Source organism: Cupriavidus sp. C3SS-1, from assembly GCF_057073755.1.
The window spans coordinates 30357-50912 of the sequence record NZ_CP172702.1; the positions used below are offsets into that span (position 1 = coordinate 30357).

Annotated in this window: 21 protein-coding genes and 2 pseudogenes; 8 read left to right on the forward strand and 15 right to left on the reverse strand. The window is 63.1% G+C overall.

The window, feature by feature from the left end; all coding sequences use genetic code 11:
- Nucleotides 1–5: 5 nt before the first annotated feature.
- The 11 genes from trbK to ACIGJC_RS31670 form a co-directional block, all read right to left on the reverse strand.
- Nucleotides 6–233 (reverse strand): entry exclusion lipoprotein TrbK, encoded by a 228-nt coding sequence (gene trbK, locus ACIGJC_RS31620; RefSeq protein ID WP_000644148.1) that lies wholly within the window; start codon nucleotides 231–233, stop codon nucleotides 6–8.
- Nucleotides 234–242: 9 nt separating this feature from the next.
- Complete coding sequence (gene trbJ / locus ACIGJC_RS31625; RefSeq protein ID WP_010890135.1) at nucleotides 243–1007, reverse strand: P-type conjugative transfer protein TrbJ; 765 nt, start codon at nucleotides 1005–1007, stop codon at nucleotides 243–245.
- A gap of 20 nt (nucleotides 1008–1027) precedes the next feature.
- Nucleotides 1028–2449 (reverse strand): TrbI/VirB10 family protein, encoded by a 1422-nt coding sequence (locus tag ACIGJC_RS31630; protein ID WP_011114050.1) that lies wholly within the window; start codon nucleotides 2447–2449, stop codon nucleotides 1028–1030.
- 4 nt (nucleotides 2450–2453) lie between these two features.
- Nucleotides 2454–2942, reverse strand: coding sequence for a conjugal transfer protein TrbH (locus ACIGJC_RS31635; protein ID WP_006122479.1), 489 nt, complete (start codon nucleotides 2940–2942; stop codon nucleotides 2454–2456).
- Nucleotides 2943–2944: 2 nt separating this feature from the next.
- Entirely contained in the window at nucleotides 2945–3844 is a 900-nt protein-coding gene (gene trbG / locus ACIGJC_RS31640; RefSeq protein ID WP_006122480.1) for a P-type conjugative transfer protein TrbG, read from the reverse strand.
- Nucleotides 3845–3861: 17 nt separating this feature from the next.
- Nucleotides 3862–4644, reverse strand: a complete 783-nt coding sequence (locus tag ACIGJC_RS31645; RefSeq protein WP_011114048.1) for a conjugal transfer protein TrbF — start codon at nucleotides 4642–4644, stop codon at nucleotides 3862–3864.
- Complete coding sequence (locus ACIGJC_RS31650) at nucleotides 4641–7199, reverse strand: VirB4 family type IV secretion/conjugal transfer ATPase (RefSeq protein ID WP_011114047.1); 2559 nt, start codon at nucleotides 7197–7199, stop codon at nucleotides 4641–4643. The genes ACIGJC_RS31645 and ACIGJC_RS31650 overlap by 4 nt, the downstream gene beginning before the upstream one ends.
- A complete protein-coding gene (locus tag ACIGJC_RS31655; RefSeq protein ID WP_001207961.1) occupies nucleotides 7196–7507 on the reverse strand; it encodes a conjugal transfer protein TrbD in 312 nt (103 codons plus the stop codon). The genes ACIGJC_RS31650 and ACIGJC_RS31655 overlap by 4 nt, the downstream gene beginning before the upstream one ends.
- Nucleotides 7508–7510: 3 nt before the next feature.
- Nucleotides 7511–7975, reverse strand: a complete 465-nt coding sequence (gene trbC / locus ACIGJC_RS31660) for a conjugal transfer system pilin TrbC (protein ID WP_011114046.1) — start codon at nucleotides 7973–7975, stop codon at nucleotides 7511–7513.
- A gap of 16 nt (nucleotides 7976–7991) precedes the next feature.
- On the reverse strand, nucleotides 7992–8954 hold the full coding sequence (gene trbB / locus ACIGJC_RS31665) for a P-type conjugative transfer ATPase TrbB (RefSeq protein ID WP_000132020.1): 963 nt from the start codon (nucleotides 8952–8954) through the stop codon (nucleotides 7992–7994).
- A gap of 309 nt (nucleotides 8955–9263) precedes the next feature.
- A complete protein-coding gene (locus ACIGJC_RS31670) occupies nucleotides 9264–9626 on the reverse strand; it encodes a transcriptional regulator (RefSeq protein WP_011114045.1) in 363 nt (120 codons plus the stop codon).
- A gap of 113 nt (nucleotides 9627–9739) precedes the next feature.
- On the opposite strand from ACIGJC_RS31670, the gene ACIGJC_RS31675 reads away from it, so the two are divergent.
- A complete protein-coding gene (locus ACIGJC_RS31675; RefSeq protein ID WP_000019167.1) occupies nucleotides 9740–10081 on the forward strand; it encodes a single-stranded DNA-binding protein in 342 nt (113 codons plus the stop codon).
- Nucleotides 10082–10127: 46 nt separating this feature from the next.
- Nucleotides 10128–11348 carry a plasmid replication initiator TrfA gene (gene trfA / locus ACIGJC_RS31680; protein ID WP_011114072.1) on the forward strand — a complete coding sequence of 407 codons (1221 nt, stop codon included), beginning with the start codon at nucleotides 10128–10130 and terminating at the stop codon, nucleotides 11346–11348.
- Between the two features lie 112 nt (nucleotides 11349–11460).
- On the opposite strand, the gene ACIGJC_RS31685 is transcribed toward trfA, so the two are convergent.
- A complete protein-coding gene (locus ACIGJC_RS31685; RefSeq protein WP_003131969.1) occupies nucleotides 11461–11895 on the reverse strand; it encodes a mercury resistance transcriptional regulator MerR in 435 nt (144 codons plus the stop codon).
- Nucleotides 11896–11966: 71 nt separating this feature from the next.
- On the opposite strand from ACIGJC_RS31685, the gene merT reads away from it, so the two are divergent.
- The 6 genes and pseudogenes from merT to ACIGJC_RS31715 form a co-directional block, all read left to right on the forward strand.
- Nucleotides 11967–12317 carry a mercuric ion transporter MerT gene (gene merT, locus ACIGJC_RS31690; RefSeq protein ID WP_003131974.1) on the forward strand — a complete coding sequence of 117 codons (351 nt, stop codon included), beginning with the start codon at nucleotides 11967–11969 and terminating at the stop codon, nucleotides 12315–12317.
- A gap of 12 nt (nucleotides 12318–12329) precedes the next feature.
- Nucleotides 12330–12605 carry a mercury resistance system periplasmic binding protein MerP gene (gene merP, locus ACIGJC_RS31695; RefSeq protein ID WP_003131987.1) on the forward strand — a complete coding sequence of 92 codons (276 nt, stop codon included), beginning with the start codon at nucleotides 12330–12332 and terminating at the stop codon, nucleotides 12603–12605.
- 71 nt (nucleotides 12606–12676) lie between these two features.
- Nucleotides 12677–14362 (forward strand): mercury(II) reductase, encoded by a 1686-nt coding sequence (gene merA, locus ACIGJC_RS31700; protein WP_003158917.1) that lies wholly within the window; start codon nucleotides 12677–12679, stop codon nucleotides 14360–14362.
- 17 nt (nucleotides 14363–14379) lie between these two features.
- The gene (gene merD, locus ACIGJC_RS31705) at nucleotides 14380–14745 is read left to right on the forward strand and encodes a mercury resistance co-regulator MerD (protein ID WP_000995360.1); all 366 of its coding nucleotides are present in this window, start codon (nucleotides 14380–14382) and stop codon (nucleotides 14743–14745) included.
- Nucleotides 14742–14978, forward strand: coding sequence for a broad-spectrum mercury transporter MerE (gene merE, locus ACIGJC_RS31710; protein WP_003132004.1), 237 nt, complete (start codon nucleotides 14742–14744; stop codon nucleotides 14976–14978). Before merD ends, merE begins: the two co-directional genes overlap by 4 nt.
- A pseudogene (locus ACIGJC_RS31715) lies at nucleotides 14975–15400 on the forward strand (EAL domain-containing protein); the annotation flags it as partial. The gene merE and the pseudogene ACIGJC_RS31715, both read left to right, overlap by 4 nt.
- 142 nt (nucleotides 15401–15542) lie before the next feature.
- Here the strand turns inward: ACIGJC_RS31715 and ACIGJC_RS31720 are convergent.
- From ACIGJC_RS31720 to ACIGJC_RS31730, 3 genes and pseudogenes are all read right to left on the reverse strand, one after another.
- A pseudogene (locus tag ACIGJC_RS31720) lies at nucleotides 15543–17576 on the reverse strand (Tn3-like element IS1071 family transposase); the annotation flags it as partial.
- Between the two features lie 401 nt (nucleotides 17577–17977).
- Nucleotides 17978–18763: a glycosyltransferase family 2 protein gene (locus ACIGJC_RS31725; RefSeq protein WP_483674383.1), complete on the reverse strand. Its 786-nt coding sequence runs from the start codon at nucleotides 18761–18763 to the stop codon at nucleotides 17978–17980.
- A 33-nt stretch (nucleotides 18764–18796) separates the two neighbouring features.
- Nucleotides 18797–20488 (reverse strand): site-specific integrase, encoded by a 1692-nt coding sequence (locus ACIGJC_RS31730; protein ID WP_007180429.1) that lies wholly within the window; start codon nucleotides 20486–20488, stop codon nucleotides 18797–18799.
- Between the last annotated feature and the right edge of the window lie 68 nt (nucleotides 20489–20556).

Sequence of the window (20556 nt, forward strand, 5' to 3'; positions counted from 1 at the left end):
GCACCTCACCATTCGCGTTTCGGGCTGGGCTTGAAATCCCCACCACGACGCAAGCACAGCGACGAAAAAGCCTGCTGGACGCCCTTGTCCTCGATCTTGGCGATGTTCTCGGGCTTGCAGTTCTCGTCGTTCACTTCCGGCATGGGGGCCGTGGCCGGCTTGTTGTCGCAGCCGGCGACCAAGGCCGCCACGAGGGCGGCCGAGGCCAAGGACAGAGCCTTGATTGCTTTCATGAATCCCCCTTACCAGGTGCGCGCCGGGCTGGCCCGGTAGCTGCCCTGGCGCAGTTGTGCGGCCGCTGCCGCCTGCTGGGCTTCCTTGTCGGCGTCGGCCTGCATCTTGGTTGCCATCGCGTTCTGCTGCGCGATCAGCAGGCCACGAATCTGCAAGAGCTGGTTGGCCTGCTGGCTGGCGAGCTGGTTGGCGTAGCCGATGGCCTGCATTTGGCCCTGCGCGCCCTGCGCTGCCGATTGAAGACGCTGCAACGTCGCTGCATCGGCCGTGAGATTCGTTTGCTGCCTATCGAGGCCCTTGAACAAGGCATCGTTGGCCTTCTTCTGCGACTCGCTCGCGAGCTGGGCCACATTCCGAAGTGCTGCGCGTTCCGCGTCGGAGCACCCTGCCGCCGTAAAGCACGGCGAGTTCTTGTAGTAGTTCACGTCCTGGAACTTGCCGATGTAGCTGTCCAGGCTGCCGAGTTGGGTCTTGTAGTAATCCAGCGTGTTGACCGCGTTCATCAACCCGTTGATGGTCGATTGCGCCTGATCCCAGATATACGCGGCCGGGGCCATCGTGTTCTGGAGTTGGTTTTGATACTGCTGGAGCTGGGTGCTGTACTGCTCAATTTGCTTGAGCGTCTGGGCCACCGATTCGATGGCCGTCATGATGTTCTGCGACAGGTTGGTGCCGTCGATGACGGGGATGCCAGCCTGCACAGGTGTGACCGCCAGCGTGCTCGAAACAGCAATGACGAGGGCCAATTTAGCGGCTAAAAACTTCGGCTTCATGGTGCTTTTCTCCTATGGCGTTAGTAATCGAAGGAACGGTACGGCTTGGAAAACGTCATGTCCTTCGTGACCACGACGTTGAAGCGATACCCCGGCCGAATTTCCAGCGTCGGCGAAATGCTCAGGTTCTTGGCGATGAGTTGCGCCGTAACCTGGCCGAGCTGCTGGCCGAGGGCTTCGCTTAGGGCACTGCTGGCGCTCGGTGCGCCATAGGTGTTTGTGGCCTGGTTCTGGCGTTGGCTGTAGGTGATGCCTGCTGTCACGCCGGACATGAGGAAGGCCGAGCCGAACAGGCGCACATAGTGGTTGTTCACCTGGTCGTGGAAGCCCGCGTATCCCGCGCTGTCCGCGCCTGGCATCGCGCCAATGTCCATCGCCTTGCCATCGGGGAACACGATGCGTTGCCACGCAACCAGCACGCGCGCTTGGCCGTAGGCCACGTCGCTCGAATACGAGCCGACGAGGCGCGATCCCTGCGGGATCAACAGGTGCTTGCCGGTCGGTGTGTCGTACACGTCCTGCGCGACCTGGGCCATGATTTGGCCCGGCAGATCGGAGTTGATGCCCGAAATGAGCGTGGCCGGCACGACGAAGCCCGCGCGCAGCTCGAACGGTGTGCGCGGCGCTTCCGGCTGCGAATCCAGCTTCCAGCGGTCGCCCTGCCCACCTTGGCCGAACTGCGCCATGCTGTTGCGCCCGCCGCCGCTGGTCGAGGTTTGCAGGAGCTGCGGCGCACCGCCCGCGCCCATGCCGCCGGCGGCCGGAGCCGCGCCGCCACCACCGACGCCCATGCCGCGAATCTGCGCCAGGCGTGCTTGATAGGCGGCGGTCGGATCGTTGCTGCGCTGCGCGTCGATTTGCTGCTGCACCGCTGCGATGCGGTTCAGCATTTCATCGCGCGTCTGCGGCGTGCCGGTGTAGGTGCTCGGGCCACCCGGCGCGGAGCCGTTGCTACGCGGGGCATCCACGCGCACGGTGGTCTTGGCCTTCACGGCTTCGCCGAACATCTGCATCTTCGCCATGCGGATGCGCTGGGCCTCGTCGTCGTTCACCGGCTGGCCCGGGTTGCCGGGGTTGGCCGGCGGGGCCGGCGGCGCGTCCGGGTTGGACGGCCGCGCGATCTCCAGCGGAGCCGACGCCGGGCCGGTCGGCATGTCGGGCACCTTGAGCGGGCTTGCCGGCTCGATCAAGCCGCCGGTCTTGTCGCCTGCGATCTCCTTGGCGAACATCGACGTGTTGCCGGCCTTCTCCTTGGGGCCGTCCGCCGGCGCGTTCTGCTTGGCCGCGCGATCCGCCGCGACCAGGGCCATGACCAGCACGAACGACAGCAGGACGCCGCCGAGGATGTACATGGGCATGTTGTTGACGCGACGGACGCCCGCCTTCTTGGACACTTCGCCAGGCGAAGCGTCAGGTGCCATCTGATCGGCGTTTTCTGTCATGGCGTCACTCCTTGCGCACCCAGTACCCGGCCGGCGCGAACGTGCCGTTTTGCGCCAGGTAAGGGCGGGTGATGGATTGATTGCCGACCATCAAGGTCAGGCGGTACAGGTTCGAGTCGCCAGCCTGGTCGAGCACGTAGCGCAACGGCAGGCCGCCCGACGCGGCCGTGGTGGCCGGTGCGCTCGCCTGCGATGCCGCCGAGGCCGGGGCCTGCGTGGAAGCGCCGGCCGGGGCGTACTCCAGGAGGGCATAGCCCTTGTCGCGCAGCGACTTGACGAGCGCCTGGCCGAACGGATCGGGCGTCGGCTGTTGCAGCTCCAGGCGCGTGCGCGCCGGCGCGTACAGCGTGGCGAGCTGCTGCACCGCGTCGGTGGCGAGCTTCTGCTGATCGAGCGCGGCCGACTGGACGAAGTTGCCGTACTGGCTGGTGGTTGCGCAGCCGCCGAGGCCCAGGGCGAGGGCGAGCAGCGCGAGAGAGACGATCTTGCGCATGGTCACTTCCTCCGGCTGATGGTCACGCGGTCTTGGCTACTGCCAACACCGGCAATCAGGATCGCGCGGTCAAACACCGTGTCCACGATGTAGCGATTGCCCTGCACGCGGTAATTGACCAGCACCGTTTCGTCGTCGGTGAACAAGCCGCCCTCTTTGCGCACGACCAGGAGCGTCGGCGCTTCGGTCTGCTGCATCGTGCCGGGCATTTCGATGATGGTCTTGCGGCCATCGTTGTAGACGCGCACAGGCTTCCAGCTCGCCGACCCGGACAGCTCATAGTCGAACGAGAGATCGCCCAGGTACTCGCCCGTCGCCGGCAGGGTGTTGTCGGTGCGTTCCTGCTTCTCGCGGCGCTGGATCGCGTCCCACTTGGCTTGCGCTTCCTCGGGGTACGTGAACGAGACTTGCGGCATGTACTCGGTGCGATGCGAGCGCAGGCGGAAGTGGTAGCTGCGGCGGTTCGTGGTCACAACCAGGCTGGTTTCGAGGCCCACGTCCATCGGCTTGATGATGAGGTGCTGAACCTCGGTCGCGCCGCTGCCGGTGATGGCCGGTTCCACCGTCCACCTGGCCGTGTCGCCCAGGTTGATCGAGTTCACTTGTTCGCCGGGCTGCAAGGCCACGTCGCACACCTGGAGCACCGCGCAAACGATGCTCGGCTGCTGCGCGCCGTACACGAACTTGATGGCACCGCCCGAGCCGGCCACCGGCTTGATGCCGGTCGCCGACCCCGCTTCCCACCGTTTGGCGATGGCGAGCGCCGCGCGCTCTTGAGCGGTCAGCGTCGGGTTGGTCTTGTTGAAATACTTGTCGGCAATGTCGTCGCCAGGGGCGGCCAGAGCCAGGGAGGGCACCGCCACAGCAGCGCCCACGATCAAAGCGGAGAGGGTTTTCTTCATGGTGGATGACCTCGAATTCATTGGATGCGGGACCAGGAGTAATCACGCACGTAGATGCTCAACGGGTTGTTCCGCAGTTGCTCATCGGTGGTGTTGGGCGTGACCTCGGCGATGTAGGTAGTCACGAGCGCGCGCCAGGTGACGGGCTGACCTTTCAGCGTGCCTTGGCGGTCGCGCGTGGTTTCCACCCACTCGACTTGCCAGGTGTCGGGCGTTTGCGGGATGACGGTCTTGATCTCGACGCTGACCATTTCCTTCTCGGCGCGCTTGAACGGGCTGGAATCGGGCGTGCCGTTCAACCACTCGTTCATCTTTGGCGTCGCCGGATCGTTGGGGGCGAGCATCGAGTACGCCTTGAACACGCACTTGCGCTGCAAGGCCACGTCAGGCGACACCATGCGCGCGCAGCTCATCCAGTCCGCAACGGCGGCGTGGATGACACGCGGATCGGCCTTCCCTGCGGCCTGCACCGGGCCGGCGGCCACCGTCTGGCCCAGCTTGTCCACCTCGACCACGTAGGGGATGAACTTCGACTGGCTGCCGATGTGGATCACGCCACCCACGCCGGCCAGCGCGATCAACAGCGACAGGATGCCTATCACCTGCCAGGTTTGGCGCTGCGAGACGACGCTGCCCACGTGATCGTTCCAGGTGCGGCGCGCGGCCAGGTAGGGGTTCTCGGCCTCGCCCGCACGGCGGCCGCCGGCGAGCGGTTCCTTCGAGCGGCGCGGATCGCGCGGCTCGGCGGAGTTGGCGGGCTTCTTGAAGATCAAGCCCTTGAGGGTGTCGGCGATGCTCATGCGGCCTCCAGGTAGTCGTTGAGATTCAGCCCACGGCCGGCCAGCCACTCATGCACCCATTCGTGGCCGAACTTGGCTTCGAGGCTCTTGATGGTGGCGACCGATTCCTTGTCGGACGCACCGACGAAGGCCAGGGCCATCGGCCCCAGGGCAAGGTCATAGAGACGGCGGCCGTTCTCCGAGACGTAGTAGTACTGACGCTTCGGAATGGCAGTCGCCAGGATTTCGATCTGACGCGCGTTGAGGCCCATACGGCGATAGAGCGCCGATGTGTCCTCATCCCTGGCGTAGACGTTAGGCAGGAAAATCTTGGTCGCGGTCGATTCCACGATCACGTCCAAGATGCCCGAGTTGGCCGCGTCGGAGAGGCTTTGCGTCGCCATCAGCACAAGGCAGTTGGCCTTGCGCAGCACCTTGAGCCATTCCCTGATCTTGGCGCGGAACGCGGGGTGGCCCAGCATCAACCAGGCTTCGTCCAGGATGATGACGGAGGGCTGGCCTTTCAGTGCGCGCTCGATGCGGCGGAACAGGTAGAGCAGCACCGGCAGCGCGAACTTCTCGCCCAGGTTCATCAGCTCTTCGATCTCGAACACCGTGAAGTCGGACAGCGACAGGCCGTCCTCTTCGGCGTCGAGCAGGTGGCCCATCGAGCCGTCCACCGTGTACTGCTTGATGGCCTCGCGGATCGCCTCGTCCTGAATCGTCACCGAGAACTCGGAGAGCGTGCGCGCGCCGCTGGCGTGCATGCTCATGATCGCGTTGCCGATCTCGTTGCGCTGCGCCGGCGTGGTGTTGACGCCGTTCAACGCCAGGATGGTGTCGATCCACTCCATCGCCCAGGCCCTATCCCCCTTCGTTTCGAGGAACTGGAGCGGGCAGAACGCCAGGCGGTCATCGTCGGCGGCCACCGTGAAATGCAGGCCGCTCTTGCCCTTCGTGGCCGCGCGGATGCCGGCCGCGAGTGGGTACATCGACATGCCCTTGTCGAAGGCGTAGATCGACATGCCGGCGTAGCGACGGAGCTGCGCGGCGATGATGCCCAGGTGCGTCGATTTGCCTGCGCCGGTCGGGCCGAACATGAAGGTGTGGCCCAGGTCGCGCACGTGCAGGTTCAGGCGGAACGGCGTAGCGCCCACCGTCACGCAGTGCATGAGCGCCGGCGACAGCGGCGGGTACATCGGGCACGGAGCCGTGGCGCTGCCCGTCCAGATCGAGCTTGTCGGCAGCAGGTCGGCCAGGTTCATCGTGTTGATGAGCGGCCGGCGCACGTTCTCGACGCCGTGGCCGGGCAAGCTGCCCAGGTACGCATCGAGCGTGTTGATCGTCTCGATACGGGCCGCGAAGGCCAGGCGGTTGACGGCCTTCTCGACCAGGAGCGCGGAGGCCGCCAGGCGCTCCCGATCCTCGTCCATCAGCACGACTACGCTGGTGTAGTAGCCGGCCGCCACCAAGCCGCTGTTGACCTCGGCGATGGCCGCCTCGGCGTCGCCGACCATCGCGGCCGCGTCCTGGTTGATCGAGCCGGTATTCGTGTTGAACACCTGATCGAAGAAGCCGCGAATCTTCTGCTTCCACTTCTTGCGGAACTTGTCCAGGTGCTTCAAGGACTCGTGCTGATCCATGAAGATGAAGCGGCTCGACCAGCGGTATTCGCTGGGCAGCTCGGCCAGGGCCGAGAGCACCCCAGGCGTTGACTCCAAGGGGAAGCCTTCGATGGCGACCACCTGGATGAACTTGCGCCCGATCTTGGGCACGACGCCGCCCCACAGCTCTTGCCCGCCGATTACCGCATCGAGGTACATCGGATTGCTGGGCAGCATGACCGGGTGATGGAGGCCCGTCACGCAGAACTGCAACCAGCTCAGGAAGTCATCGTGCGTGACTTCCCTGCCCTCTTCCGACACGACTTTTTGGCCGCGCAGGCGCGTCATCTTGACCGCCGAGGACAGGCGCGATTCCAGGCTGGTGATCTCGCGCTTGAACTGCGCAATCAGGCCCGTAGTGCGCGCCGTATGGTCGGGAGCCACCGCATCGTCATCGAACATGAGTTCGACAAACTTGCGCTGGGCCAGCACTGGCGGGAACCACGTGACGGTCAGGACAAAGTAGCCCTCGAACATCGCGCCCAGGCCCTCGAACAAGCGCCGGCGTTCCTCGTCAATGGCGAAGGAAACGGAGTCGGGGAACGATGACACGCCCCGCTCCGAGTAGTTCGGCGCAGGCCGACGCACAGCATCGACATGCACCATCCAGCCGTTCCCCAGGCCCGCCAGGGCCTGGTTGATGCGGAACGACACCATTTCCCGCTGTTCCTCGGTGCTGCTGGCGTTGTCATCACCCTTGTACAGCCAGGCGGCCATAAAGGAGCCGTTCTTGCCCACGATCACGCCGTCATCGACCACGGCGGCGTAATTGAGCAGATCGGCCAGGCCGGCATCCTTGGCGCGATGCTTCTTGAGCTTCAGCTCGGCATCGACAGCCCGGATGCGGGCAAAGAGGATGAGCAACAGAACCGCACCGAGCACAGCAATGGCAATTGCGATTGCTTCGATCATTTGTATTGCTTCCCTTGACTCGGCGTGTTGTCACGGAAGGGCGTGCTGCGAGCCGGGTAGTACGGCTTGTACCGGCGGTGCCGCAGGTACACGTGTCGCAGCTTCGGATCGGCCTTCGCCATGAGGCGCAGCGCGAAGAGCGCGCCGAACCACAAGGCGATGCCGAACACCGTTGCCCTCACTTCTTGGGCGCTGAAAATCAGCGCGCCGGCCAGCAGGCCCGAGAACATCACCAGCTCACGATCCCCGCCCATGAACAGGTTTTCTCGGTTGCCGGCCCTACGGATGGGGATCGCGCGCAGAGCCATGACTTACCCCGCGATGTGGCCGCGCTCGGCCCAGCGCATGACGGCTTCGCCGGGGAAGCCGGCCACGTCCAGCGCGGCGACCTTGACCTGGTGCAGCGCGCCATCGGTCAGGGCGGCGATTTCCGCGCCACGGCCGAAGAACGTGCTCATCATGTTCTGCGCGCCGACCAGCAGGGCCATGACCAGGACGATGAAGATCAACGTGCGGAAGAAGCCGTTGAGTTCGCCGCCGAAGATCAGGATGCCGCCGGCGACCACGATGCCGATGATCGACAGCGCGAAGGCCACCGGGCCGGTGACGGAGTTGCGGAGGTTGGTCAGCCAGCTCTCATACGGCAGAGAGCCGCCGGTGCCCTCGGAGGCGAATGCGTGCTGGGGGGCCAGCAGGAAGAACGCCAGGAGGGCGAAGAGGCCCATGTAGAACAGGGCGTTGCGGTTGAGGCGGAATGCCGGGAAGGTTGCTTGCATTGGTCGTAACTCCTAGTCAGAGGGTTTTGGTGATGTACTGGCCGTTGGCGAACCCGGAAACCTCCAAGATTTCCTGGATGCGCCGCGAGCCTTCGACGCGGGCGATATGAACAACCACGTGAACCGCCTCGCCGATAAGCGGTTCAATGGGTTTCGGGGAATCGGGGTGCATGCTGATGAGCATGGCGAGCCGATCCAATCCAGCTTTGGCGTTGTTTGCGTGCAGGGTTGCAGCACCTCCTTCGTGCCCGGTGTTCCAGGCCATCAACAGATCAAGGGCTTCGGGGCCGCGCACCTCGCCGACCAGGATTCGGTCGGGGCGCATGCGGAGGGTGGTTTTCAGCAGCGCCGTCATGTTCACGTCGATGCTGGTGTGGTACTGGACGTAGTTCTCGGCGGCGCACTGGATTTCGCCGGTGTCCTCGATGATGAAAACCCGCTCGGTCGGGTCTTGAATCACCATCTCGTTGATGATCGCGTTCACCAGCGTGGTCTTGCCCGAGCCGGTGCCGCCGATCACAAGGATGTTCCGGTGCGCGCGCACCGCTGCAATCAATGCCTCGCGCTGCGGCGCGGTCATGATTCCGCGTTCGACGTACTGATCGAGCGTGAAGATGGCGACGGCCTTCTTCCGAATGGCGAAGGTGGGTGCGGGCACAACCGGCGGGAGCTGGCCGGCGAAGCGACTGCCATCAAGGGGCAGCTCGCCTTCCAGGATCGGCTTGGAGCGCGTGACTTCCTTGCCGTGGTAGCCCGCGATGGTTTCGATGATGGCTTGCGCCTGCGCGACGCGCAGCGTGCCGATGCACTTCATCGGCTCGCCCAGGCGTTCGAGCCAGAGCTTGCCGTCCGCGTTGAGCATGATTTCAACGGTCTTGGGATCGTTGAGGGCGGCCAGCAGCTCCGGCCCCATGTCGCGTTCGAGCTTCTTCTTCGCCCGTTCCTTGATGCTGTTGTGTTCTGGTTTCTGGTCGGTCATTCCGTATGCCCTGTATGCCGTTGCGTTTCGCGCATTCTACACAGGTTCATACGATATACCGAACTAATTTCGACCGCAACACCGAAGCGCACAAGGGTGACTTCGGCCGCGACGTTGCATCGCGGATTGCAGGGGCGAAAGAGGCGACAACGCGGCGCATGCTCCGTGCGCCCTCGCGCCGAACCCGTGGCGTTTGCGTTATGGGTTGTCCGGGGGTTGAGCCACCCCGGCGGGCTTTAGCGGCTAAAACTTGGCTGGCTCTTGTGGCTCAGTTCCGCGCCGCTTCCCTTCCCTTCTCACATCCTGGCGTCAACTCCCTCTAAGTTTCTTCCTTGTCGCTTCGCCCCACTTCTTGACGATGAACGCCTGGTGTTCTGGCAGCACGGCCGCCACGCGCTCGAAGCCTGGCGGCAGGCTTCGGGGTGCCTTGCCGCCGGCCAGGGTGTCAAGGGCTTCTTTGTCCAGGTCGGTCGATTCAAGCAGGAGCGGCAGGGGAGTTTCAAGGGCCTGCGCAATGTCCTCCATCACCTTTAGGGAGGGGTTGGCTTTGCCAGTAGTGAGATCGGACAGGAAGGAGATCGAAACCCCCGACCTGTCCGATAGCTCCTTTTTCGTCATGTGCCGCTCATCGAGCAGCCGGAGCACGTTCGTGAAGAAGATGTAGTTGTACAAGGCCCGTATGCCTTCTCGGTGCGGGCGGCAGAAAATTTTAGCCGCTAAAGTTCTTGACCACGGACGCAGGTTTAGCTAAACTGACGACTCCATTAGCGAAAGGAGCATGACGAATGAGCCACAACCTGTTCCAGTTTATCGGTAATCTTACCCGCGATACCGACGTTCGCCATAGCGAAAACAGCGCCCGCGCCGTTTTCGACCTGGCTGTCAATCGCGTGTGGCGCAACGCAGCCGGTGCGAAGCAGGAGCAGACGGACTTCTTCCGCATCAAGTCGTTCGGCGGCCTGGCCGAGAACGCGGGCAAGTACCTGGGCAAAGGCTCCAAGGTGTTCGTCCAGGGCCGCATCGAGCCGACGAAGTACGAGAAGGACGGCAAGACCGAATACGGCTTCGATTTCATCGCCGAGGAAATCGAATACCTGGACACCAAAGCGCCAGGCGGCGGCCAGTAAGGCCAGGCCCGGCCACGGCCGGGCAGTATGCTAGGAGGGAGATTAGATGCAGAACGAGTTCAACGAGCAGGAATACAGGCGCAAGCTCATCGAGGGCGGGCTTAGCGAAGCCGACGCCACCGACCTTGCCGCCCGTACCGCCGCCGCTCGCAGGGACTCGGGCAGCGCCGGCGGGGCCTTCCGCCCCGCCGGTTCCCTCTTCGAGCTGCCGGCCACGGCCGGCGACAACGAGGCGGCTTTGCCGCCGAAGCTACCGACGCCGGCAAGTGCCGCCGTCGAGCGATCCGAGCGCATGGCGCAGGAATCGGCCGAGCTTGCGCGCACGATGGGCCTGCCGCCCGAACCGCGCACCGCCGTGAACAAGATGGCCGAGCAGATCGGCGCGCTGGCCCAGGACAAACGGAGTAGTGCGATGGCGACCAAGAAGCGAACGGCCGGCGGTGAGCTGGCCGAGAAGGTCAGCGAGGCCAAGCAGACGGCCTTGCTCAAGCACACGAAGCAGCAGATCAAGGACATGCAGCTCTCGCTGTTCGACCTGGCTCCCTGGCCGGATCACATGCGGGCACTGCCCAACGACTTCGGGCGGTCGGCGATCTTCACCGTCCGCAACAAGAAGGTGCCGCGCGCCGCGCTGCAAGGCCAGTCGATCTACCACGTCAACAAAGACGTGGAGATCACCTACACCGGGATCGAGCTGCGCGCCGACGACGACGAGCTGGTATTCGCCCAGGTGCTGGAGTACGCGAAGCGCACCGCGCTCGGAGAGCCGGTTTCCTTCACGTTCTACGAGCTTTGCCAGGACTTGGACTGGTCAATCAACGGTCGGTACTACACAAGGGCCGAGGAATGCCTGACGCGGCTCCAGGCGTCGGCCATGCAGTTCTCATCCCAACGCATCGGCCGGCTCGAATCGGTGTCGCTGATCCGGCGCTTCCGCGTCCTGGATCGCGGCAAGCGCACGTCGCGCTGCCAGGTCGAGATCGACGCCGAAATCGTGGTGCTGTTCGCCGGCGACCACTACACGAAATTCGTGTGGGAGAAGTACCGCAAGCTGTCGCCCACCGCGCGGCGCATGTTCGACTACTTCGCCACCCACAAGGAGCCGTACCCGCTCAAGCTGGAGACGTTCCGGCTGATGTGCGGCTCGGATTCCACCCGGCCGAAGAAGTGGCGCGAGCAGGTAGGCGAAGCGTGCGACGAGCTGCGCGAAAACGGCCTGGTCGAAAGTGCGTGGGTGAACGACGACCTGGTGCATTGCAAGCGGTGATCGCCCCCCTGCCCTCCCCTGGAGCCGCCCGAGATCGAGGCGGCTTTTTTTCTCGAGCATCGCCACTTCCGGCGAGGCAGGGGTCGTCTCAGAAAACGGAAAATAAAGCACGCTAAGGCATAGCCGAACCTGCCAAGCTTGCTCCACCCTGTAGTGACGCGATCAGCGGGCAGGAAACGTTCCCCCTTCGCGCATGGCAGGCGCACACCAACTCAGACAGCACGGCCTCCATGCGCGCCAGGTCAGCCATTTTCTCGCGCACGTCCTTGAGCTTGTGCTCGGCCAGACTGCTGGCTTCCTCGCAATGGGTGCCATCCTCCAGCCGCAGCAGCTCGGCGATCTCATCCAGGCTGAAGCCCAGCCGCTGGGCTGATTTCACGAAGCGCACCCGCGTTACATCCGCCTCGCCATAGCGGCGGATGCTGCCATAGGGCTTGTCAGGCTCCAGCAACAAGCCCTTGCGCTGATAGAAACGGATGGTCTCCACATTGACCCCGGCCGCCTTGGCGAAAACGCCAATGGTCAGGTTCTCCAAATTGTTTTCCATATCGCTTGACTCCGTACATGAGTACGGAAGTAAGGTTACGCTATCCAATTTCAATTCGAAAGGACAAGCGCATGTCTGAACCAAAAACCGGGCGCGGCGCGCTCTTCACTGGAGGGCTTGCCGCCATCCTCGCCTCGGCTTGCTGCCTCGGGCCGTTGGTTCTGATCGCCTTGGGGTTCAGCGGCGCTTGGATCGGCAACTTGGCGGTGTTGGAACCCTATCGCCCCATCTTTATCGGCGTGGCGCTGGTGGCGTTGTTCTTCGCCTGGCGGCGCATCTACCGGCAGGCAGCGGCCTGCAAACCGGGTGAGGTCTGCGCGATTCCCCAAGTGCGAGCTACTTACAAGCTCATTTTCTGGATCGTGGCCGCGCTGGTTCTGGTCGCGCTCGGATTTCCCTACGTCATGCCATTTTTCTACTGATCGGAGTTCACCATGAAGAAACTGTTTGCCTCCCTCGCCCTCGCCGCCGTTGTTGCCCCCGTCTGGGCCGCCACCCAGACCGTCACGCTGTCCGTACCGGGCATGACCTGCTCCGCCTGCCCGATCACTGTCAAGAAGGCGATTTCCAAGGTCGAAGGCGTCAGCAAAGTTGACGTGACTTTCGAGACACGCCAAGCGGTCGTCACCTTCGACGATGCCAAGACCAGCGTGCAGAAGCTGACCAAGGCAACCGCAGACGCGGGCTATCCGTCCAGCGTCAAGCAGTGAGTCACTGAAAACGGCACCGCAGCACAACGGACGTCATTGTCTGGCGCCACAAACGATAAAGGATCTGTTGCATGACCCATCTAAAAATCACCGGCATGACTTGCGACTCGTGCGCGGCGCACGTCAAGGAAGCGCTGGAAAAAGTGCCAGGCGTGCAGTCGGCGCTGGTGTCCTATCCGAAGGGCACAGCGCAACTCGCCATCGTGCCGGGCACATCGCCGGACGCGCTGACTGCCGCCGTGGCCGGACTGGGCTACAAGGCAACGCTAGCCGATGCGCCACTGGCGGACAACCGCGTCGGACTGCTCGACAAGGTGCGGGGATGGATGGCCGCCGCCGAAAAGCACAGTGGCAACGAGCCCCCGGTGCAGGTAGCGGTCATTGGCAGCGGTGGAGCCGCGATGGCGGCGGCGCTGAAAGCCGTCGAGCAAGGCGCGCAGGTCACGCTGATCGAGCGCGGCACCATCGGCGGCACCTGCGTCAATGTCGGCTGTGTGCCGTCCAAGATCATGATCCGCGCCGCCCACATCGCCCATCTGCGCCGGGAAAGCCCGTTCGATGGCGGTATTGCGGCAACTGTGCCTACGATTGACCGCAGTAAGCTGCTGGCCCAGCAGCAGGCCCGCGTCGACGAACTGCGGCACGCCAAGTACGAAGGCATCCTGGGCGGTAATCCGGCCATCACCGTTGTGCACGGTGAGGCGCGCTTCAAGGACGACCAGAGCCTTACCGTCCGTTTGAACGAGGGTGGCGAGCGCGTCGTGATGTTCGACCGCTGCCTGGTCGCCACGGGTGCCAGCCCGGCGGTCCCGCCGATTCCGGGCTTGAAAGAGTCACCCTACTGGACTTCCACCGAGGCCCTGGCGAGCGACACCATTCCCGAACGCCTTGCCGTAATCGGCTCGTCGGTGGTGGCGCTGGAGCTGGCGCAAGCCTTTGCCCGGCTGGGCAGCAAGGTCACGGTCCTGGCGCGCAATACCTTGTTCTTCCGTGAAGACCCGGCCATCGGCGAGGCGGTGACAGCCGCTTTCCGTGCCGAGGGCATCGAGGTGCTGGAGCACACGCAAGCCAGCCAGGTCGCCCATATGGACGGTGAATTCGTGCTGACCACCACGCACGGTGAATTGCGCGCCGACAAACTGCTGGTTGCCACCGGTCGGACACCGAACACGCGCAGCCTCGCGCTGGACGCAGCGGGGGTCACTGTCAATGCGCAAGGTGCCATCGCCATCGACCAAGGCATGCGCACGAGCAACCCGAACATCTACGCGGCCGGCGACTGCACCGACCAGCCGCAGTTCGTCTATGTGGCGGCAGCGGCCGGCACCCGTGCCGCGATCAACATGACCGGCGGCGATGCGGCGCTCGACCTGACCGCAATGCCGGCCGTGGTGTTCACCGATCCGCAAGTGGCGACCGTGGGCTACAGCGAGGCGGAAGCCCACCACGACGGGATCGAGACCGACAGCCGCACCTTGACCTTGGACAACGTGCCGCGTGCGCTCGCCAACTTCGACACACGCGGCTTCATCAAGTTGGTTATCGAGGAAGGCAGCCATCGGCTGATCGGCGTACAGGCGGTCGCGCCGGAAGCGGGTGAACTGATCCAGACGGCGGCTCTGGCCATTCGCAACCGCATGACGGTGCAGGAACTGGCCGACCAGTTGTTCCCCTACCTGACGATGGTCGAGGGGTTGAAGCTCGCGGCGCAGACCTTCAACAAGGATGTGAAGCAGCTTTCCTGCTGCGCCGGGTGAGAAAAAGGAGGTGTTCAATGAACGCCTACACGGTGTCCCGGCTGGCTCTTGATGCCGGGGTGAGCGTGCATATCGTGCGCGACTACCTGCTGCGCGGATTGCTGCGCCCGGTGGCGTGCACACCAGGCGGCTACGGCTTGTTCGATGACGCCGCCTTGCAACGGCTGTGCTTCGTGCGGGCGGCCTTCGAGGCGGGCATCGGCCTCGACGCGCTGGCGCGGCTGTGCCGGGCGCTGGATGCGGCGGACGGCGACGAAGCGGCCGCGCAGCTTGCCCTGCTGCGTCAGTTCGTCGAGCGTCGGCGCGAAGCGTTGGCCGATCTGGAAGTGCAGTTGGCCACCCTGCCGACCGAGCCGGCACAGCACGCGGAGAGTCTGCCATGAACAACCCCGAGCGCTTGCCGTCCGAGACGCACAAACCGATCACCGGCTACCTGTGGGGCGGACTGGCTGTGCTGACTTGCCCCTGCCACCTGCCCATCCTCGCTGTCGTGCTGGCCGGCACAACCGCCGGTGCTTTCCTCGGCGAGCATTGGGTCATCGCGGCGCTCGGTTTGACCGGCCTGTTCCTTCTGTCCCTGTCGCGGGCGTTGCGGGCATTCAGGGAAAGAGAATGAGCGCTTTCCGGCCGGATGGATGGACGACGCCGGAACTGGCCCAAGCGGTCGAGCGCGGGCAGCTTGAACTGCACTACCAGCCCGTCGTCGATCTGCGCAGTGGTGGGATTGTCGGCGCGGAAGCCCTGTTGCGCTGGCGTCATCCGACGCTTGGACTATTGCCACCGGGCCAGTTCCTGCCCGTGGTCGAATCGTCCGGCCTGATGCCTGAAATCGGCGCTTGGGTGCTGGGCGAAGCCTGCCGCCAGATGCGTGACTGGCGAATGCTGGCATGGCGACCGTTCCGGCTGGCCGTCAATGTTTCGGCGAGCCAAGTGGGACCGGACTTCGACGGGTGGGTAAAGGGCGTGCTGGCTGATGCCGAGTTGCCCGCCGAGTATCTCGAAATCGAGCTGACCGAATCGGTCGCGTTTGGTGATCCGGGGTCTCCTCGTTTTCAGTGCAATAAGTGACGGTACGAAAAGCTAGCACTGGCGCGGAGGTGGTGTTGGTAGATCGTTGATTTCATTGACTTTCCTGTTCACTTTCAAATCTGCGATTCGTGGCGTCAAACCGTGGTCGGTTTCATCCATTGGTGCCAGTTATCGATGCATTTGGCCGCGAAGGCAGGATTTGGTCAGCATAGCGGTCAACCGGGAAGCGAAACACACCCCGCAAGTTGATGCTCTCCAGCCTGGTGGGCGCAATCTTCCCGATCAGTTCCGGTGGAATGACCTGGCGGCGGTTCGACCAGCGATCCAGGACCGCCTGCATCTGTGAGGTATTCCACGCCATCACGATGTTGGCCATCAGGCTCAACGCATCGGCCACAGCCTGCATTTCATCGACACGTTTGGCCTGCGCCGGGCTGATCCGGCCGGTATAAATGGCGCGCTTGAGGGCGTTAACAGCCTCGCCCCGATTGAGCACCCGGCGCAACTCGTTCCTGAAAGCGTCCTTGACAAAGTAGTCAGCCAAAAACGCCGTACGCAGCAACCGCCCCAATTGCACGCCAGCCTCATAGATTGGATCGCCCTGGGCGGCAGAACCGAACCGCGCAAGAGCTGCCACCGCACTGGCATGTCCGCTCATGACCGAGGCTGCCAGGTGCACCAGACTATCCCAATGCTTTTCGATCAAAGCGACGTCGACATTGGCTTCGCACACCGCAGCGATTTCTGCGGGCACTTTGGTGCCGCGTGGCACAAAGAGGTGGCGCTGTTTGAGTTCCTTCAACCGCGGGCAAAGATCAAAACCAAGCAAACGGGCATGTGACATGGCAAAGTCGGTGTAGCCATGGGTATCCACAGCAAGCTGGCTGGTCTCCAGCTTTTCTTGGCGGATGACACCTTCAATGGCCACGCCCGCCTGGCGCTCATTGAGCACAAAGGGCTGCGCATGGAAGATGCCCCACCGGTCTTTTACATGGGAGTAGATTCCAATGGAAGGTGTGTTGCGCCGAGGATCAAGCCGGGCTTGCCACACCCGTTTGGTGGTCTCCATGCTCATCATGTCAGAAGATGCCAAATCGGACCGCCCCCAGGTGGCGGCAATCGGGTGTCGCTGCATGAATTCCAGCACAGCCTGGCAGGCCTGGCTCAGACGCCGTTCGTCCCGCGCCCAGCGCATGGCCTGGCGAATGCTGGTGGCAGACAATTGCGGAATCATGCGCGCGCATTCGACCGCAGTCAGACTGGTGCCGTGGGCCATGATGCCGGCATAGACCATCAGCAGCTCGTCGGTAGAGCGCGGCTCACGTCCGAGCATGATCCAGCTAAAGCGCACCTGGGCGTCAACGGCCAGAATCACTTCCGGCAATTGAACCTCACCGATGCGGTGATCCAAAGCCGCGCGCAGCTTGGTCACTTCTGGGTCTTCGTCCTCTGCGGGCAATGGCGACAAATGGAGTTCATCATCCACGCGCAGTACGCCACTGCGGGCTGCAGCGGCCACCGCATCGACACCGGCAGTTACTCTGGCCAGCAAAGGCTTCAAGAAAGTGGCAGCCTTGCTGGGTAACGATAGACGGGCATAGTGTTTCTTGGACTCTGCCTGCCAACGCTCGTCCGTGAAGAACAAGCGCGCACGACCCCGAAAGCTCAGGCTGTGCTCAATCCAGACCGAGCCATTGCGCACCGCGCGGCGCAGGGCAAACAGGGTGGCCACCTCCAACGCCTGAAACGCCCGTTCCCGGTCTGGGCTGGAGATCGAAACCTGCCAGATCATTCCCAGACTTGGTGCCACCACTTCAACTGGCAGCTTTCTGGATCCTTTGAGATATAAAGCTTGCAGCTTGGCAAGGTACTCGATGGCAGGATGCTCGCCGGTGGCCTGCCAGGGCAGCTTTGCAATGGCGACGAGCAACGACCGCACGGGGCGAATTCCATCAATCAATCCCTCGCGGACCAGGGAGGCCCTGCTCGGTGGTTTGCGTTTCTGGGTTTCGGTGATCAAGGCTTCAAGACGGGCACGCAACTCAGCATCTGGCACCGCACCTTGCGCGCTCAAGGCAACAAGTTCGCCGAGCAGCGTTTTGTACATTGCGGCCCAATTGACGGTAGCGGGGACATCGGCGGCAGCCTGACGCCACAGATCGGCGATCCGGCGCTGCACCATAAGGGGGTCGCTTCAGAAAACGGAGAATATTGCACGCTAAGCCCCTCGACGGAGGCGCCCGCCGTTGCTTGGGCTTCAGAAATGCCATGGAGCCGAATGGTCTGAAAATCCGGCTCAGGCCCATGGCTCATCGCTAACGCATTTCCGGAAGCGGCCGCAACGGCCGGAATCTCCCTTCCTGCAGACAGTGGCTTTTTGCGACACATTTAGTCGCCAGTCAGGTCGATGTACTCCCAGCCGAGCGGTGAGAGGTACGTTCTACGCGAGTTGAGCCGGATTGACCCAACTCGCTCAGACCCACAACCGTCATGCTGCTCACGAAGGCGGCGCCCAACCTTGAGGCGGCGTCCCGTTGGTGCATCGTCTTTCGCAAGAAACGTGCGCTGGGCTCACAGGACGTCACATTAGTGCCCAGGATAGTCAAGGAAGAACTCGGGATGAGCCTCCCACTTCTTCTTGAAATACTCGCCGTTTCTGAGAAAGAGTTTGGTGTAGCTCCGACCCTGTGAGTTGGCGTTGGTAGTCTGATGCGGCTGATGCCGGATACCTGTCAGGTCTCTATAGCAGACCTTCAATCCGAGCCTTTTGATCTGGAAGCTCATGTCGGTGTCTTCGAAACAGGTCGGATCGTAAAAATCGTCGAATCCACCAGTTGCATTGAAAACAGATCTCGGAACAAAAAACCCGCCAGTGCCCAGATAGCCGATGTCGGCGCGATAGCCATTGAGCAACGCCTCTTGGTTCATCGCGCGATTTTGGCAATAGTCGGCAATCATGCCGCCCAGATCGGTACGCGTGCGATCGAACCACCCAGCCGCCCATCCTACGACGCCAACGCTTGCGTCTCGAGAGAGGATCTGCAGTGCCTCGACCAAGAACGACGAGCTGGTAAACCACTGATCTGAATCGAAGAACGCCAGATACCTACCTGTCGCCAGACTTGCACCGAGATTTCTCCCGGAGGCACAGCCGTTGACGGGGTTAACTACTACCCGGACGTCCGGGAAGTTCTCAGTGATAAAGTCTGCACCGCCATCCGTACTCGCGTTGTCAACAACGATAATTTCCCGCAGGAGGCATTTTCCATGAGTCTGTAGCGACTCGAGGCAGCGCCCGATAATGTTGCGATTGTTATGGGGTTCTACGCCGGAACCCCAGAAAATTCCGTCATTCCACATTGTGAACGTCAATCGGTTTGTTGCCTGACGTGCCGAGCGAGTAACTCAGTCGGTAAATGCCTGCCCGAACTGCCGTGCCCGCTTTACATCGTCGGTATGCAAGTAAATCGACGTGGTCGAAATCGACGCGTGACGCAGGTTATCTCGTACGGCGCTCAGCTCAACCCCTCTGGCGATCGCGTGGGTCGCATGGGTGTGCCGCATCCAGTGCGGAGAGGCCCGATGCAGCTTTTCAGCCAGCACCGGATGGTCGTTCTTGATAATCTGCGCGACGAGCCGAAAAAACCGGCGCATGACTTCCCACAGCCGCAAGGGCTTGATGCCGGCATCGGCGTCGTCAAGGCTGCCAATCAGGGACGTGGTCGGATTCCAGTGAGCACGGCTGACAGGAAGCCCCCGCTCCTGCAGATATCGGTCCAGCGCTGTGCGCGCTAGGGGTGTCAGGGTAACGCGGGCTGGCTTGCCGCCCTTGCCGACCACGTGCAGCCAGTGATCACCGGCTGCGTCGACTTCGATGCTGCGCAGTGTGGCGTCAGCCAGTTCGCTGATCCGCAGTCCCGTTGCGTAGCCGAAATCCAGCATGAACCGCAACCGTTGCGCAGCGGGCGCCTGCCAGCCGTACGACCACTCGAGCCCGTTGGCGATGGTGCGCGTCAGCATCCATTCTCCTTCGGTGAAAGCGTGCGAGGTTTCAAGAGCCATGGCGCGCTTGCTGCCGCGTACCTTGATGCCGGAGAATGGGTTGGCCACGACGTAGCGCTGCTCGACCAGCCAGCGGAACATGGCGCTGAGCACGGCAAGCGCATGCGCAATCGAACGGGCCGAGAGGTTGTCGACAAACGGGCGCCAGTCCGTTGATGTGCGCGGCCGCGGTGGCCCGACCCAGCGTTCTCGCGGTGTAGGTCTGCGCAGAAACGCCCTGTAGTCGGTGGCATCCCGGGTGGTCAGCGAAGACAGCGCCTTGCCGCGAGCAACGATGCCCCAGAGAATCAGCCGTTCGGCTTCCTTGCGGTAGGCCCGCTGCGTGGCCGGGGATTCGTGCAACGCGAGCCATGCCTGGATAGCGTCGTAATCGTTGTCGACGCCGAGGATGCAGGCCGACACCGGTGCGCGGAAGGCGCCGGCGGATCCGTCGATCTCGTGCGGTAGCCGTAGTTGCTCCCAAGGCGTCACGACTGACTGCCGATCCGCGATGATCAGTGCGCGGGCCCGCTCCGTGAGCGCCGGGTACGCGGCAAAGAAGGCCTCGATCCTTCTTGCACTGGCCGGCCCGAGACCCGGAATGACGGTCCACCACTGCCGGCGACGCGGAATCCGTACCGTGAGATCGGCCAGGGTCCGGATGCCGGCCGCGTGCAGGGTGCGGGCAGCGCGATTCGGCAGCCAGTGCGCAATGTCGTCGCCGATCTGCGGAGCTGGCGCAGGCATGATGCGCAGTAGCTCGACAGCCTGCGTGGTGGCGCGCGCATGATGCATACGCTTTTGGGCCGGGCATTCGAACAGCGTGGCCAGATCTGCCCGCTGTCGGTTACGGGCATAAAGTGCCAGTTGCCGGCGGATCTGGCCGATGACGCCGCGGGCTGACTGGCTGTGGCTGAGCCGATCTTGCATGTACCGGTGTGCCGCCTCACGCGAGGATGCGCCCTCGTACCAGGCACGCAGCGCTGCCAGTGCATCAGCATCAGGAAAGTCGGTCGGGATGTCGGCGGCGGACGGGCTCGTGGGGCGCGTTTTCATGTCATCGAGTTTAATATGGAAACAATGCCACAGAGATAATAAAGCTTATCTCTGTAGAATGCGGGAGT

Bases quoted from the DNA above. Each gene is read 5' to 3' on its own strand.
- trbK (WP_000644148.1), bottom strand. From the start codon at position 233: ATGAAAGCAATCAAGGCTCTGTCCTTGGCCTCGGCCGCCCTCGTGGCG.
- trbJ (WP_010890135.1), bottom strand. From the start codon at position 1,007: ATGAAGCCGAAGTTTTTAGCCGCTAAATTGGCCCTCGTCATTGCTGTT.
- ACIGJC_RS31630 (WP_011114050.1), bottom strand. From the start codon at position 2,449: ATGACAGAAAACGCCGATCAGATGGCACCTGACGCTTCGCCTGGCGAA.
- ACIGJC_RS31635 (WP_006122479.1), bottom strand. From the start codon at position 2,942: ATGCGCAAGATCGTCTCTCTCGCGCTGCTCGCCCTCGCCCTGGGCCTC.
- trbG (WP_006122480.1), bottom strand. From the start codon at position 3,844: ATGAAGAAAACCCTCTCCGCTTTGATCGTGGGCGCTGCTGTGGCGGTG.
- ACIGJC_RS31645 (WP_011114048.1), bottom strand. From the start codon at position 4,644: ATGAGCATCGCCGACACCCTCAAGGGCTTGATCTTCAAGAAGCCCGCC.
- ACIGJC_RS31650 (WP_011114047.1), bottom strand. From the start codon at position 7,199: ATGATCGAAGCAATCGCAATTGCCATTGCTGTGCTCGGTGCGGTTCTG.
- ACIGJC_RS31655 (WP_001207961.1), bottom strand. From the start codon at position 7,507: ATGGCTCTGCGCGCGATCCCCATCCGTAGGGCCGGCAACCGAGAAAAC.
- trbC (WP_011114046.1), bottom strand. From the start codon at position 7,975: ATGCAAGCAACCTTCCCGGCATTCCGCCTCAACCGCAACGCCCTGTTC.
- trbB (WP_000132020.1), bottom strand. From the start codon at position 8,954: ATGACCGACCAGAAACCAGAACACAACAGCATCAAGGAACGGGCGAAG.
- ACIGJC_RS31675 (WP_000019167.1), top strand. From the start codon at position 9,740: ATGAGCCACAACCTGTTCCAGTTTATCGGTAATCTTACCCGCGATACC.
- trfA (WP_011114072.1), top strand. From the start codon at position 10,128: ATGCAGAACGAGTTCAACGAGCAGGAATACAGGCGCAAGCTCATCGAG.
- ACIGJC_RS31685 (WP_003131969.1), bottom strand. From the start codon at position 11,895: ATGGAAAACAATTTGGAGAACCTGACCATTGGCGTTTTCGCCAAGGCG.
- merT (WP_003131974.1), top strand. From the start codon at position 11,967: ATGTCTGAACCAAAAACCGGGCGCGGCGCGCTCTTCACTGGAGGGCTT.
- merP (WP_003131987.1), top strand. From the start codon at position 12,330: ATGAAGAAACTGTTTGCCTCCCTCGCCCTCGCCGCCGTTGTTGCCCCC.
- merA (WP_003158917.1), top strand. From the start codon at position 12,677: ATGACCCATCTAAAAATCACCGGCATGACTTGCGACTCGTGCGCGGCG.
- merD (WP_000995360.1), top strand. From the start codon at position 14,380: ATGAACGCCTACACGGTGTCCCGGCTGGCTCTTGATGCCGGGGTGAGC.
- merE (WP_003132004.1), top strand. From the start codon at position 14,742: ATGAACAACCCCGAGCGCTTGCCGTCCGAGACGCACAAACCGATCACC.
- ACIGJC_RS31730 (WP_007180429.1), bottom strand. From the start codon at position 20,488: ATGAAAACGCGCCCCACGAGCCCGTCCGCCGCCGACATCCCGACCGAC.